Source organism: Streptomyces sp. NPDC021749, assembly GCF_040640655.1.
Lineage (GTDB): Bacteria > Actinomycetota > Actinomycetes > Streptomycetales > Streptomycetaceae > Streptomyces.
Window position 1 is genome coordinate 1 of sequence record NZ_JBFACE010000081.1, and the last position, 15655, is coordinate 15655.

The following is a 15655-nucleotide window of genomic DNA, read 5'->3' on the forward strand; positions in this document are numbered from 1 at the left end:
ACCCGATGACCGTTGCGCAACGCGTCCGACAGTCGCTCCACCAGCAGCACACCGGCACCCTCAGCCCAAGCAGTACCGTCGGCGCCCTCCGCGAATGCCTTGCACCGCCCGTCCGAGGCCAGCCCACGCTGCCGGGAGAACTCCACGAACACCGTCGGGTCGGGCATGACCGCGACGCCGCCGGCCAGCGCGAGATCGCACTCGCCCCGGCGCAGCGACTGCACCGCCAGATGCAGCGCCACCAGCGACGACGAGCAGGCCGTCCCGATCGTCAGCGCCGGGCCCTCCAGGCCCAGGGTGTAGGCGATCCGGCCGGACAGCACCGCGTCGGCGTTTCCGGTCAGCAGATAGCCCTCGGTGCCTTCGGGTGCCCGTGCGGTGTCGGCGACGTAGCCGGTGTGCGCGGCCCCGACGAACACGCCGGTACGGCTGCCGCGCAGCGCCGCGGGGACGACCCCGGCCCGCTCCAGCGCCTCCCACGACGTCTCCAGCAACAGCCGCTGCTGGGGGTCCATCACCAGTGCCTCGTTCGGCGAGACGCCGAAGAAGGCGGCGTCGAAGTCGCCGACACCGGTGAGGAAGCCGCCCTCGCGGCAGTAGGTGGTACCGGGCGTGTCAGGGTCGGGCGAGTAGACGGCGGCCTCGTCCCAGCCGCGGTCGGTGGGGAAACGGGTGATTGCGTCGACGCCGTCCGCGGTGAGCTCCCACAGGTCGTCGGGGCTGACCACGCCGCCGGGGAAGCGGCACGCCATGCCCACGATCGCGATGGGCTCACGCGTGGCGGCCAGGAGCTCGCGGTTGCGTCGACGCAGCCGCTCGGTCTCCTTGACCGAGGTGCGCAGTGCACCGAGCACTTCGTCCATGGAGGGTGACATCTTCGGCTTCCTCGTCTGCTCGCTCTGGGGGGTGGGTCGTCGGTGCTGCGGGGCGCTGCCGGGCCGGGAGCTCCGGTAGGGGGCGCTACTGTTGGGACGGTCCACCGCGCGTGGTCGCGGTGTCGCGAACACCCTCAACTGAGGGTCCGTCATCTTCCCTTCGGTTACTGCCTGTTGCCAGCCGGATGAGGTCGTCCGCGTCGAGTTCATCAATCTCGACGTCGTGGGCCGCGGCCTCCGGTGTGGACGCCGGCGTCTCGTTCCCGCCGGCGCCGGCCGGGGCCAGGGCCCCGTCCGGGCGGCCCGTTCCCTGGTGGTTTCCGTCGGTCAGCTCCGCCAACAGCGCGGCGCCGAGTTGGTCCACGGTGGGGTGGTCGAAGATGACCGTCGCGGGCAGGGCGAGCCCCGTCGACTCGGCCAGCCGGCCGCGCAGCCGCACAGCGGCCAGCGAGTCGAAGCCGAGGTCCTTGAAGGCGACGTCGTGGCCGATGCGGCCGATCCCGTCGTGGCCCAGGATGTCTGCCGCCACCGTGCGGACCAGGTCCACCAGCACCTTGGTGCGCTCGCGCGGGGTGAGGGCAGCCTTGATACGGCCGCGCAGCTCGTCCGAGGCGTCGAGCGTGGGCGCGGCGGCCCGCAGTTCGCGGACCTGGGGGATGTCGGAGATCAGGGGGCTGGGTCGGAAGGCGGTGAACCCGGTGACGAAGTGCTCCCAATCGATGTCGGCGACCGTGACACAGGTGTCGTCCTGGTTGAGCGCTCCGTACAGGGCCTCGATCCCCAGATCCGGCCGCATGGGCGCGAGTCCGCGCTCGGCGTAGAAGTCGGTGACGCCGTCGCCCGCGCCCATGCCGCCGCCGCCCCACAGGCCCCAGGCGACGGAGGTGGCGGGGCGGCCTTGTGCACGGCGTCGTTCGGCCAGCGCGTTCAGGTGTGCGTTGGCCGCCGCGTAGACCGACTGCCCGCCGCTGCCCCACACCGCTGCACCGGACGAGAACAGCACGAAGGCGTCCAGCTCGGCATCCGCTGTGAGCTCGTCCAGCAGCTCGGCCCCCACCGCCTTTCCCGCCAGCACGTCAGCGGCCTCGTCGAGCTCCACCTCGGCCAACGGCGTCACTTGGGCGACTCCTGCGGCATGGAACACCCCGCGCAGTGGCGTGCCCAGCCCCTTTATCGCATCCAGCAACTGCACCACTGACGTCCGATCGCTCATATCGCACGCCACAACAGTCACCTTCGCCCCCAAGCCCACCAGCTCTTGTTCCAGCTCTTGGGCCCCCGGTGCCTGTGCACCGCGGCGTCCTGCGAGTACCACGTGTTCTGCGCCTTCACGTGCCAGCCAGCGCGCCACGTGGCCGCCCAGGCCGCCGGTTCCTCCGGTGACCAACACACATCCCCGGGGGCGCCACGAGCCGCGCACGGCTGCCGGTGCTGCCGGCAGCAGTCGGCGGCCGTAGGTGCCGGTGCCGCGTAGGGCTATCTGGTCCTCACCGCTGCTGTGGGAGAGGGTGGCGGCAAGACGTCGCCAGTCAACCTCTCCGGGCTTGACGGGCAGGTCGACCAGGCCACCCCACTGCATCGGCGCTTCCAAGGCCGCTGCCAGTCCAAGGCCCCACACCCGCGCGCCCATCGCACACGGCACCTCACCGGGCTCGACCGCCACCGCTCCCCGGGTGGCCACCCAGACCCGCGCCTTCGGCGCGCCGTCCGTCACGGCCTGGGTCACGAGCAGGACGGCGGCCGTGCCCTCGTCGAGCGGGGAGGCGTCGGCCGGTGCGGTGTCGGCTGCCTGACCGGGCAGAACCAGCACTCCGGCCAGGCCCTGGGAGTCCGCCGCGAGTCCGGCGAGCCGTTCGGTCAGGCCGGCTCGCGTGACCACGGTCGGGTCCAGCGTCCAGCGCTCCACCACCGCGCCGGCCGTGCCCAGCGCCGATGCCGCGGCGTCCGCCTCGCCCGGCGAGGCGTCGGGGGTCTCCACCAACAGCCAGCGCCCGGACGGCGCGCCCGAGTCGCCGGTCTCCAGGGCGGTCCAGGTGACCCGATAGCGCCAGGCGTCGGAGGCGGTGACCGCGGCGTCGGCGGCGCGCCGGGCGGTGGCGGTCGGCAGCCAGAACCGGTCGCGGCGGAAGGCGTAGGTGGGCAGGGGCACGCGGCGGGCGCCGGTGCCTTCGAAGAACGGGTCCCAGTCGACGCGGACTCCGTGGGCGAACGCGGCGCCCGCCGAGGCGCGGAACCGGTCCAGGCCGCCGGAGTCGCGGTAAAGGGTGGACAGCGCGGTGGCATGCACGCCCTCGTCCTCGGCCACCTCGTTGATCGCGGCACCGAGCAGGGGATGCGGGCCCATCTCGATGAAGGAGCGGTGGCCCTGGCGCAGCAGCGCCCGCAGGGTGGACTCGAACTCCACCGGTTCGCGCATGTTCCGGTACCAGTACGCGGCGTCCAGGCCTTCGGGGGCGTGGGCTCCGGCAGTCACGGTGGAGAAGAACGGCAGCCGGGCGGCGGTCGGCCGGACGCCGGCGAGCGTCGCGAGAAGCTCGGTGCGGAACTGTTCCACCTGCGGCGAGTGGCCGGCGAAGTCGACGCCGCCGAGCGGCCAGCGCAGCACCCTGTCCGCGGACAGCCGCTCGCTGAACTCCTCCAGCGCCGCAGTGTCGCCGGCGACCGTGACCGAGGCGGGGCCGTTGACCGCGGCGACGGAGATCCGCTGTGCCCAGGGCGCCAGCATCTCGCGGACCCGGTCGGCCGGGGCCATTACGGCGAGCATGCCGCCGTTGCCGGCCAGCCGGCCCCACAGCCTGCTGCGTTCGGCGATCACCCGGGCCGCGTCATCGAGGGAGAGGGCGCCGGCCACGTAAGCGGCGGCGACCTCGCCCTGGGAGTGGCCGACGACGGCGGCGAGCCGCACGCCGTGGGCCTCCCACAACGCGGCAAGGGAGATCATCATGGTGAAAAGCGCCGGCTGGACCACGTCCGCCCGGTCGATCGGCGGGGCGTCCGGCGCGCCGCGCAGCACATCGAGCACCGACCAGTCGAGGTAGGGCGCGAGAGCCCGCGCGCACTCCTCCGCCTTGGCTCGGAAGACCGGGGCCGACTCCAGCAGTTCGGCGCCCATGCCGGCCCACTGGGAACCCTGGCCGGGGAAGACGAAGACGGGGGGCCGGCCACTGCCCGCCTCGCCGACGGCGACGTCGGCGTCCCTCCTGCCCTCCGCGAGCGCGGTCAGCCGGGCGATCAGCGATTCCCGGTCGTCGGCGAGGACCGCGGCACGGTTCGCGAGCGCGGCGCGGCCGGTGGCGGCGGAGTAGGCGGCGTCGGCGGGGGTGATCTCCTCGTGGGCGACCAGGTGTTCGGCGAGCCGACGTGCCTGTTCGCGGAGGGGCTCCGCGCCGGCGGCGGACAGAGGGAGGACGGTGGCCGGGAGGTCGGCCGACGCCCGGGGCTCGGCAAGGGTGTCCGGGGCGGTCGGCGCCTGCTCCAGGACGATGTGCGCGTTGGTTCCGCTGACGCCGAACGAGGAGATGCCGGCGCGGCGCGGCCGGTCGGCCCGCTGGGGCCAGGGCCGTGCCTCGGTGAGCAACTCCACGGCCCCCTCACCCCAGTCGACCTTCGAGGAGGGCGCGTCGACGTGGAGCGTGCGGGGCAGCGTGCCGTGCCGGAGGGCCTCCACCATCTTGATGACACCGGCGACACCCGCGGCGGCCTGGGTGTGCCCGATGTTGGACTTCAACGACCCCAACCACAGCGGATCCCCCACCCGCTCCCGCCCATACGTAGCCAGCAACGCACCGGCCTCGATCGGATCACCCAACGCCGTACCCGTCCCATGGGCCTCGACGACGTCGACATCGCCCGGACCCAGCCCCGCATCGGCCAACGCCTCACGGATCACCTTCTGCTGGGCCGGACCACTGGGCGCCGTCAAACCGTTACTGGCACCGTCCTGATTGACCGCACTCCCCCGCACCACCGCCAACACCTCGTGTCCGTGGCGGCGGGCGTCGGACAGCCGTTCCACCAGCAGCATGCCGGCGCCCTCGGCGGGACCGAAGCCATCGGCGGACTCGGCGAACGCCTTGCAGCGGCCGTCGGGGGCGAGCCCTCGCTGCCGGGAGAACTGGATGAAGAGGGCGGGGTCGGCGATGACCGTGGCGCCGCCGGCCAGCGCGAGATCGCACTCGCCCCGGCGCAGCGACTGCACCGCCAGATGCAGCGCCACCAGCGACGACGAACACGCGGTGTCGATCGTCAACGCCGGGCCCTCCAGGCCCAGGGCATAGGCGACCCGGCCCGCGGTGAAGCTGACGATGCCGGCCAGGAGCTGGGCCTCCAGCTCGGCATCGACCCCTTGCACGCCCTTCTGGTAACCGCTCTCCCACGCCCCGGCGAACACGCCGGTGCGGCTGCCGGCCAGGGACTGCGGGGCGATGCCGGCCCGCTCCAGCGCCTCCCAGGAGGTCTCCAGCAGCAGCCGCTGCTGGGGGTCCATGGTGAGCGCCTCGTTGGGGGAGATCCCGAACGGGCCGGGGTCGAACCGGTCGATCCCGCGGACGAAGCCGCCCTCGCGGCAGTACGTGGTGCCCGCCTGGTCCGGGTCGGGTGAGTACATCGCCGCCACGTCCCAGCCACGGTCGGCCGGGGCCTGGTCGACCGCGTCGGTCCCCGCGAGCAGCAGATCCCACAGATCCTCCGGGCCGCGGACACCGCCGGGCAACCGGCAGGCCGCCCCGACGATCGCGATCGGCTCATGGGCCCGCTCGTCGAGCGTGCGCAGCTGCTCGGTGGCCCGGTGCAGCTCGGCCGTCACGCGCTTGAGGTACGTGCGCAGCTTGTCTTCGTTCGCCATGGTGGTACTTCCCTTCGAGGACGGGCGACGGGGTGCCGGGCCGGTGGTCACGACTCGCCGTACCGCTCGTCGATGAACGCGAAGATCTCGTCGTCGTCGGCGGCGCTCAGGGTGTCGGCGATGTCGTCGGCGGCATCGGTGGTGCCGTTGTGGAGGGCGCGCCAGCGACCGGCCAGGGCCTCCAGGCGCAGGGCGACCTCGGCGCGGGCGGCGGGTGCGGGCGCGACCGCCGCGAGACCTTCCGGGGTGAGGGCGGCCAGCGCCTTCTCGATCCGGTCGAGGTCGGCCAGCAGCGGCACGGTGGTGGCCTGCTGCTCGGGCACCAGCAGACCGGCGAGGTGCGTGGCCATCGCGGCCGGGGTGGGGTGGTCGAACACCAGGGTGGCGGGGAGCCGGACCCCGGTGGCCGCGCCCATCCGGTTGCGCAGTTCCACGGCCGTGAGGGAGTCGAATCCGACATCGCGGAACGGCCGGTCGGAGTGGACCTCCGCGGCGGAGCCGTGGCCCAGTACCGCGGCCACGTGCTCGCGCACCAGGTTGAGCAGCTGGTCGTGGCGCTCCTCGGTGGAGAGCCGGGCCAGCTGCTCGGCGAGGGACTGGCCGGTGTGCCGGGCGTCCTGCGGGGCGGTCGGCCGGACCGGGGCCCGGTTGCCGGACGCGGCGGCCGAGGCGGGGATGACCAGGTCCGACAGGAGGGGCGCGATGGTTCCGGTGGCGCGCAGTGCGGCCGGGTCGAGCCGCAACGGGACCTGCACGGCCTCGTCCACCCGCAGGGCGGCGTCGAACAGCGCCGTGCCCAGGCCTGCGGACAGGGGCGGGAAGCCGCTGCGTGTGAAGCGCCGTTGGAGGCGCTCCTGGTCGAGCCCGTCGGCCATCCGGCTGGTGTCGGACCACAGTCCCCAAGCCATCGAGACCGACGGGAGGCCGAGGGCCCGCCGCCGTGCGGCGAGGGCGTCGAGCGTGGCGTTGGCCGCCGCGTAGTTGCCCTGGGCCGGGCTGCCCAGCAGACCGGCGCTGGAGGAGAACAGGACGAACGCCGAGAGGTCGAGGTCACGCGTGAGTTCGTCCAGGAGGACGGCGGCCGCCACCTTGGGCCGCAGCACGCGCCACATCCGCTCGGGGGTGAGCGTGGGCAGCACGCCGTCGTCGAGGACACCGGCGCTGTGCACCACGGCCGTCAGCGGACGCTCGGCCGGCACGTCGGCGAGCAGCCGGCGGACCGCGTCCGCGTCGGCGACATCGCAGGCGACGACGGTGGCCTCGGCACCCAGGCCGGCGAGTTCGGCGACCAGCTCCGCGGCGCCCTCGCCGTCCGGACCGTTGCGCGCGGCGATCAGCAGATGGCGCACGCCGTGGGTGGTGACCAGGTGGCGGGCGATGCGGCTGCCGATGGTGCCGGTGCCGCCGGTGATGAGCACCGTGCCGTGCGGGTGCCAGGCGGGCGGCATGGTCAGGACGAGCTTTCCGGTATGCCGGGCCTGGCTGATGGTGCGCAGGGCGTCCGCGGCCCGGCGTACGTCGTGGGTGACGACGGGCAGCGGGTGCAGCGCTCCGCCGGCGAACAGCTCCATCAACTCCCGTAGCATTCGGCCGAGTTCATCGGGTCCGGCCTCGTGGAGGTCGAACGCCCGGTAGCGGACTCCGGGGTGGTCGGCAGCGACCTGTTCGGGGGCGCGCACATCGGCCTTCCCCAGCTCCAAAAACCGGCCGCCGGGACGGAGCAGTCCGAGGGAGACGTCCACGAACTCCTTGGTGAGCGAGTTGAGGACGACATCGGCACCGGGCGCACCGTCCGCGCCGGCGAAGGCGGTGGCGAAGTCGAGGGTGCGCGAGGAGGCGAGATGGTCGTCGGGGATGCCCATGGCGCGCAGGACGTCCCACTTGCCGCTGCTCGCGGTTGCCAGCACCTCGGCGCCGAGGTGGCGGGCGATCTGCACCGCGGCCATGCCGACACCTCCGGCGGCGGCGTGCACCAGCACTTTCTCTCCCGGGCGCAGGTCCGCCAAGGCGACCAGTCCGTAGTAGGCGCTGAGGAACACCGCGGGTACCGACGCGGCCTGGGCGTACGACCAGCCGTCCGGGATCGGCGCGAGTAGCCGGTGGTCGGCCACGCACACCGGGCCGAAGCCGCCGTTCCACAGGCCCAGCACCCGGTCTCCGGCGGCGATCCCGGTGACGCCGGGGCCGGTCTCCACGACGACGCCGGCGCCCTCGGTGCCCATTTCGGCCTCGCCCGGGTACATGCCCAGGGCGATCAGGGCGTCGCGGAAGTTCACGCCGGCGGCACGCACCGCGACCCGCACCTGGCCGTGTTCCAGCGGGGCGTTCGCGTCCAGGGCGGGCACCGGCGCCAGGCCGTCGAGGGTACGGTCAGCGCCGCGGCCCAGCCGCCAGGCGCCCTGCTCCGGCGGGGTGAACGCCCCGTCCGTACCGGCACCGACCCGCTCCAGCCGGGGCACGTACACCCGGCCGGCGCGCACCGCGGTCTGCGGTTCGCCGGAGGCGAGGGCGGCGGGCACGGCCCGGGCGGAAGCCGGGTCGTCGTCCAGGTCCACCAGCAGGAACCGGTCGGGCTCCTCGGCCTGCGCGGAGCGCAGCAGGCCCCATGCGGCGGCCGCGGCCGGGTCGCTCACCTCGGCGTCGCCGCGCACGGCGACCGCGCCACGGGTGGCCACGACCAGGCGGGTGCCCTCCGGGGCGTCCGGGGCCGCGAGCCAGCGCTGGACGAGGCCCAGCACCTGGCAGGCGACGGCGTGAGCATCGGCGGCGACATCGCCGGTCCCGGCCGGTACGCCGAACACGACGGCGTCCGGGGCCGGTTCGCCGGTCGTGACCGGCCCCGGACCGTCCGGGCCGAGCGCATCGGGCAGGTGTGCATCGGCGGCCTCGGCCAGGCCCAGGGCGTCCGGTCCCGCGACCACCCAGCGGATCGCGGAAGGGCTGCCGGTGGCCGGGCCGCTGCCGGTCCGCTCCCGCCAGGCGACGCGGAAGAGGGCGTCGGCGCTGACCGGGCGGCCGCCCCGGAGCTGCTCGGGGTCGACCGGCCGCATGAGGAACGAGTCGATCTCGGCGACCATCCGCCCCTCGACGTCCGCGCACTGGATGCGGACGGCGTCCTCGGCGACGGGGGAGATGCGCACCCGCAGCCGGTCCGCTCCGGTGCGGTAGAGCCGGACACCACGCAGCGCGAAGGGCATCCGGATCCGGCCGTCCTCGGGGAAGAAGCCGCCCAGGCTCATGGTTTGCAGCGCCGCGTCCAGCAGCGCCGGATGAAGCCCGAACCGTCCCGCGTCGCCCTGGGCCTCGGCGGGCAGCGCGACCTCCGCGTGGAGGTCGGAGCCGGCACGGTGGGCGCTGACCAGTCCGCGGAAGAACGGCCCGTAGCTGTAGCCGAGTTCGGCGAACCGCTCGTAGAAGTCGCCGGTGTCCAGCTGTTCGGCGCCGTGCGACGGGGTCACCGCCGAGGCGTCCGGCGCGTCGGCCGCGTGCTCCGCGGTGAGCAGGCCCTCGGCGTGCAGGGTCCAGTCGGCGGCGCCCTCGGGTCGGGCGTGCACCGCGAAGCGGCGGGCGTCGTCGGTGTCCGGGGCGCCGACGTTCAGCCGCAGCCAGACGCCGCCGGACTCGGGCAGCACCAGGGGCGCGGCCAGGGTGAGTTCCTCGATCCGGCCGGTGCCGGCCTGGCGGCCGGCCCACAGCGCGAGGTCGGTGACCGCGGCGCCGGGCAGCAGCACCGTCCCCATCAGCGCGTGGTCGGCCAGCCAGGGGACGGCGTCGGTGCCGATACGCCCGGTGTACATCTGGTCGCCGGAGCCGGGCAGTTCCACGCCTCCGCCGAGCAGCGGATGGTCGGCCGCGTCCAGGCCGAGGGAGGCGGGATCGTCGCCGCGGCTGACCGGGCTGTACCAGTAGCGCTCGCGCTGGAACGGGTAGGTGGGCAGGCCCACCGGGCGCGAGTCGGGGCCGAAGAGGGCCTCGGCGTCGATCTCCACGCCGTGGGTGTAGGCGCGGCAGACGGCGACACCCAGCCAGCGCGGGCCGCCCTGGCCACGGCGCAGTGTGCCGAGGACCGCCGCGGAAGCACCGGCGTCGCTGATCGTCTCCTGGAGGGAGATGGCGAGCATGGGGTGCGGGCTGGTCTCCAGGAACACGTCGTGACCGTCGGCGATCAGCGCGCGGGTGGCCTTCTCGAACTCCACCGGTTCGCGCATGTTGCGGTACCAGTAGTCGGCGTCCAGCTCGGCGGTGTCGAGCAGCCCACCGGTGACCGTCGAGTAGAACGGGATGTCGGAGGACGAGGGCGCGACCGGGGCGAGCACTTCCCTCAGCTGGTCTTCGAGCGTATCGACCTGCGGCGAGTGCCCTGCGGTGTCGACGCCGGGGATCGGGCGGGCGGGCACGCCCTGGGAGGCGAGTTCGGCGACCAGTTCGGCCAGGGCGTCCGGGTCGCCCGCGACGGCGCAGGTCTCGGGGCTGTTGACGGCGGCGATGGCGAGCCGGTCGCCCCAGAACTCCAGCCGGGGTCGCAGCTCGCGCTCGGACATGGTCACCGCGACCATGCCGCCCTTGCCGGCCAGCTGCAGCCACGCCTGGCTGCGCAGGGCGACGATGCGCGCCGCGTCGTCCAGCGAGAGCCCGCCGGCGACATGGGCGGCGGCGATCTCGCCCTGGGAGTGCCCGACGACGGCGGCCGGTTCGACGCCCAGCGAGCGCCAGGTCGCGGCGAGCGAGACCATCATGGTGAACAGCACGGGCTGCACCACGTCGACCCGGTCGAGCGAGGGTGCGTCGGGCTCCCGGCGCAGCACGTCCAGCACGGACCAGTCGAGGTAGGGCCGGAGCGCCGCATCGCAGGCGTGTGCGGTCTCCCGGAAGGCGCTGGACCGCTCGAACAGCCCGTCGCCCATCTCGGCCCATTGCGAGCCCTGGCCGGGGAAGACGAACACGACCTGGTCGGCGGTGCCGGCGGTGCCCCGCATCACGAGCGGATGCGGACGGCCCTCGATGAGGTCGTCGAGCGCCGCGATCAGCTCCGTGAAGTTCTCGCCGACCACGGCGGCCCGATGCTCGAAGCGGGTGCGGGTGGTGATCAGGGAGTAGCCGACGTCGGCCGGGTGCAGCTCGGGGTGGGCGAGCAGGTCCGCGCGCAGCCGCCGTGCCTGGTCGCGCAGCGCGGCCTCGTTGTGCGCGGACATCATCAGCGGCACGGTCACCTCGCGCCACCACTCCTCGGACCAGACGTCGCCGTCGGCGGCCGTATCGGGCCAGAGCGGCTCGGGTGCGGTGGGCTCCGGCGGCTCTTCGACGATGACGTGGACGTTGGTTCCGCTGATGCCGAACGAGGAGATGCCGGCGCGGCGCGGCCGGTCGGCCCGCTGGGGCCAGGGCCGTGCCTCGGTGAGCAACTCCACGGCCCCCTCACCCCAGTCGACCTTCGAGGAGGGCGCGTCGACGTGGAGCGTGCGGGGCAGCGTGTCGTGCCAGAGGGCCTCCACCATCTTGATGACACCGGCGACACCCGCGGCGGCCTGGGTGTGCCCGATGTTGGACTTCAACGACCCCAACCACAGCGGATCACCCACCCGCTCCCGCCCATACGTGGCCAGCAACGCACCGGCCTCGATCGGATCACCCAACGCCGTACCCGTGCCATGGGCCTCGACGACGTCGACATCGCCCGGCCCCAGGCCGGCATCGGCCAACGCCTCACGGATCACCTTCTGCTGGGCCGGACCACTGGGCGCCGTCAAACCGTTACTGGCACCGTCCTGATTGACCGCACTCCCCCGCACCACCGCCAACACCGGGTGGCCCTTCTTCCGCGCCTCCGACAGCCGCTCGACCAGCAGCATGCCGGCGCCCTCGGCGAGGCCCACGCCGTCCGCCGCCTCGGCGAACGCCTTGCTGCGGCCGTCCGGCGAAACCGCCCGCTGGCGGGCGAACTCCACCAGCATCTCGGGGGTGGACATCACCGTGGCACCGCTGACCAGCGCCATGTCGCACTCACCCCGGCGCAGCGACTGCACCGCCAGGTGCAGCGCGGCGAGGGAGGCCGAGCAGGCGGTGTCGACGGTGACGGCGGGGCCCTCCAGGCCGAAGACGTAGGAGAGCCGGCCAGACATCACACTCGCGGAGTTGCCGGTGGCCACGTAGCCGTCGAAGTTCTCGTCCCCCTCCTGGAGCAAGGGCACGTAGTGCTGCCCGTTGGTGCCTACGAAGACGCCGGTGCGGCTGCCGCGCAGCTCCACCGGGTCGATCCCGGCCCGTTCGAAGGACTCCCAGGCGGTCTCAAGGATCAGCCGCTGCTGCGGGTCCATGGCCAGGGCCTCGCGAGGGCTGATGCCGAAGAAGCCGGGGTCGAACTCGGCCGCGTCGTGCAGGAATCCGCCCCCGCGCACATAGGTGTGGTGTCCGGGCGAGTCGGGGTCGGGGTCGTAGAGGACGTCGTTGTTCCACCCCCGGTCGGTGGGGAAGGGGGTGATGGCGTCGACCTCTCCGGTGAGCAGGTCCCACAGGTCCTCGGGCGAACGGACCCCGCCGGGCAGCCGGCAGGCCATGCCGATGATGGCGATGGGCTCGTCCGTCTGCGCAGTGGTCGCGGGGCCGGTCTGGGCGGCGGTGTCTCCGCGGTCGAGCAGTTCGTCGCCGAGGTGCCGGGCGAGCGCGGCCGGGTTGGAGTGGTCGAAGACCAGGGAGGCGGGCAGGTTGAGGCCGGTGGCGGCGCTGAGCCTGTTGCGCAGTTCGAGGGCGGTCAGCGAGTCGAAGCCGAGGTCGCGGAAGGCGCGGGCGCTGTTCACCGCCTCGCTGGAGGACTGCCCGAGGACGGCGGCGGCGTGGGTTCGGACCAGCCGCAGCAGGGTGACGTGCCGCTTGTGGCCGGACTGCGCGGTCAGTTCGCGGACGAGTTCGGAGGTGACCGAATCGCCGGTGCCCGCGGCGCGTTCGGCCGCGCGCAGTCGCCGCACCTCGGGAATGTCGTCGAACAGCACGGCCGGGCGCACCGAGGTGTAGGAGGCGGCGAAGCGGTTCCACTCGACATCGGCGACCGCTCCGCAGGTGCGGCCGCGCTCCAGCATGCGGCGCAGGGACCGCACCGCCGCGTCCGGGTCGAGGGGAGCGAGGCCGCGCCGGTTGAGGAACTCCGCGTCGGCACCGTCGGCGAGTGCGCCGCCGGCCCAGGGGCTCCAGGCCACGGAGACGGCGGGCACCCCGTCGGCGCGGGCGCGCTCGGCGAGCGCGTCGAGGTGCGCGGTGGCGGCCGCGTAGCAGCCCTGTGCCGCGCCGCCCCACACGCCGGACACCGAGGAGAACAGCACCAGCGCGTCGAGGCCGGCGGCGGGCGCCAGGTCCACCAGGTGTTCGGCGGCCGCGGTCTTGGCGGCGACGGCGCCGGCGATGTCGCCGGGCTCCGTGTCCTTCAGGGGGGCCAGCGGCACGAGCGCCGGGGCGTGCACGACGACGGCGGGCGCGTGCTCGTCGAGCAGGCCGGCCAGGGCGGAGCGGTCGGTGACGTCGCAGCGGACGGGGACGACGGCGGCTCCGGTGAGGCCGGCGGTGACGGCCTCCGCGTCGGCGTCCGGCCCGGCCAGCACCACCCGGTCCGCGCCGTCCTCCAGGAAGGAGCGGACGACCCGGCCGGGCACCGTCGTGAGGTCGCCGACGATCAGGACGGTACCCCTGGCGCGCCAGACCGGCGGGGCGGAGTCGGCCGGGTTCGGCAGGACGCGGCGCCCGAAGACGCCCGCCGCCCTGAGGGCGATCTGGTCCTCGGCACCGGATTCGGCGAGGACGCCGGCGAGGCGCTCGAACACCCGGGCGTCGGGCCGCTCGGGCAGGTCGACGAGGCCGCCCCACAACTCGGGCAGTTCCAGCGCCGCCACCCGCCCCAGGCCCCACAGTTGGGCTCCGGCGGTGCACGGCACCTCGTCCGGGGCGGTGGCCACCGCGCCCTGGGTGACGGTCCACAGCGGTGCGGTGCGGCCGAGGTCGGCCAGGGCCTGGACCAGGGCGAGGGTGGCGGTGACCCCGGTGGGCACGGCCGGGTGATCGGGGTGGCCGTCGGTGCACAGTCCGAGCAGCGAGACCATGCCGGTGACGGTGGTGTCACCGTTGACGGCCGGTTCGAGCAGGCCGTGCAGTTCGGCGCGGCCGGTACGGGCCGGGTCCACGGCGATGCGCCGGATCGTTCCTCCGAAGGAAGCGATCGCCTGTTCCACGGTGTCGGCGAGGGCGGCGTGCGTTTCTCCGGTGGGCACTATGAGCAGGCGCAGGCCGGGGCGCCAGCCGCCGGTGACGGCGCGCAGCCCCTTCCACCCGACGTGGTAGCCGAGCCGGTCGCCGGGCTCCGGGGTGCGCTCACCGGCTTCGGCGGCCTCCGCCCACTCGGGACGGGCGGAGCCGACCCAGTAGCGTTCGCGCTGGAAGGCGTAGGTGGGCAACTCCACCCGGCGGGCCCCGGGGTGGAGCCTGGCCAGGTCCACCGGCACGCCGGAGACCTGGGCCTCCGCGACGGAGCTGAGGAAGCGCCGCAGCCCGCCCTCGTCGCGCCGCAGCGAGCCGACGGCCGGTGCGGCGGCGTCGAGGCTCTCCACGGTCTGGCGGATGCCGAAGGTGAGGACGGGGTGCGCGGAGCATTCCACGAACGCGTCGACGCCGTCGGCGAGCATGGCGCGCACGGTCGCCTCGAACCGCACCGGGAGCCGCAGGTTGCGGTACCAGTAGTCGGCATCGAGCGCGGTCGTCTCCAGGAGGGCCGCGTCGACCGTGGAGTAGAAGGGCACCCCGCCCCCCTGCGGCCGGACCGCGGCGAGAACGGTGGCGAGTTCCTCCCGGATGCTCTCGACGTGGTGGGAGTGGGAGGCGTAGTCGACATCGATCCGGCGGACCCGGTGGCCTTCGTCCTCCAAGGCACGCAGCAGCGCCTCCAGGGCGGCCGGCTCCCCGCAGACGACGGTCGACCGGGGGCCGTTGACCGCGGCGATCTCGACGCCGCCGGCGCCATCGAGCCGCGCCTCGACGTCGGCCGAGGGCAGGGCCACCGAGGCCATGCCGCCCCGCCCCGCCAGTTCGCGGGCGATGATCTGGGAGCGCAGGGCCACGATCCGGGCGGCGGCGTCCAGGGAGAGCGCGCCGGCCACACAGGCCGCGGCGATCTCGCCCTGGGAGTGGCCGATGACGGCGGCGGGTTCGACGCCGAGCGAGCGCCACAGTGCCGCGAGCGCCACCATCACCGCGAAGGCGGCCGGCTGAATGACGTCGACGCGGTCGAGGCCGGGCGCCCCGGGTGCGCCGCGCAGGACGTCGGTGAGTGACCAGTCCACGTACGGGGCGAACGCGCGCTGGCAGCGCTCCACTTCGGCGGCGAAGGCCGGGGCCGTGTCCAGCAGTTCGGCGCCCATGCCGGCCCATTGGGTGCCCTGGCCGGGGAAGACGAAGGCAACGCGGCGGATGTCCGCCGCGATACCGGTGACGGTGTCCGGGCTGATCTCACCGGCAGCCAGGGCGGCGAGGGCGTCCATGGGGGCGCCGTGGGCACCGAGCAGCACGGCACGGTGGGTGAGGGCGGCGCGGTCGGCGGCCAGCGCGTGGCCGATGTCGGCGGGAGCGGCGTCGGGGAGACGCTCAAGGTGCGCGCGCAGGCGTGCGGCCTGGGCACGCAGGGCGGGGGCGGTCTCGGCGGACAGCGGCCAGACCACGGTAGCGGGAGTCACGGGAGTACCGCCGGTCGCCGGCTCGGCGGGCGGTTCCTCGATGACGACGTGAGCGTTGGTGCCGCTGACGCCGAAGGCGGAGACCGCGGCCCGCCGCGGCCGGTCCTCCCGCACCGGCCACGGGCGCGCCTCAGCCAGCAACTCCACCGCGCCGGTATCCCAGTCAACCTTCGAGGAGGGCGCGTCGACGTGGAGTGTGCGGGGCAGCGTGCCGTGGCGGAGGGCCTCCA

General features: G+C 74.2%; 3 protein-coding genes. All 3 read right to left on the bottom strand.

The window, feature by feature from the left end; translation table 11 throughout:
* A partial coding sequence (locus tag AB0G35_RS36595; RefSeq protein ID WP_360958921.1) for a polyketide synthase occupies nt 1-875 on the bottom strand: 875 nt, incomplete at its 3' end.
* A gap of 85 nt (nt 876-960) precedes the next feature.
* The gene (locus AB0G35_RS36600; RefSeq protein ID WP_360958924.1) at nt 961-5718 is read right to left on the bottom strand and encodes a type I polyketide synthase; all 4758 of its coding nucleotides are present in this window, start codon (nt 5716-5718) and stop codon (nt 961-963) included.
* A gap of 47 nt (nt 5719-5765) precedes the next feature.
* Nucleotides 5766-15632: an SDR family NAD(P)-dependent oxidoreductase gene (locus AB0G35_RS36605; RefSeq protein ID WP_360958927.1), complete on the bottom strand. Its 9867-nt coding sequence runs from the start codon at nt 15630-15632 to the stop codon at nt 5766-5768.
* Nucleotides 15633-15655: the final 23 nt, after the last annotated feature.

What these genes read in the sequence shown, in the direction of transcription:
- AB0G35_RS36600 (WP_360958924.1), bottom strand. Translation starts at nt 5,718, where the DNA reads ATGGCGAACGAAGACAAGCTGCGCACGTACCTCAAGCGCGTGACGGCC.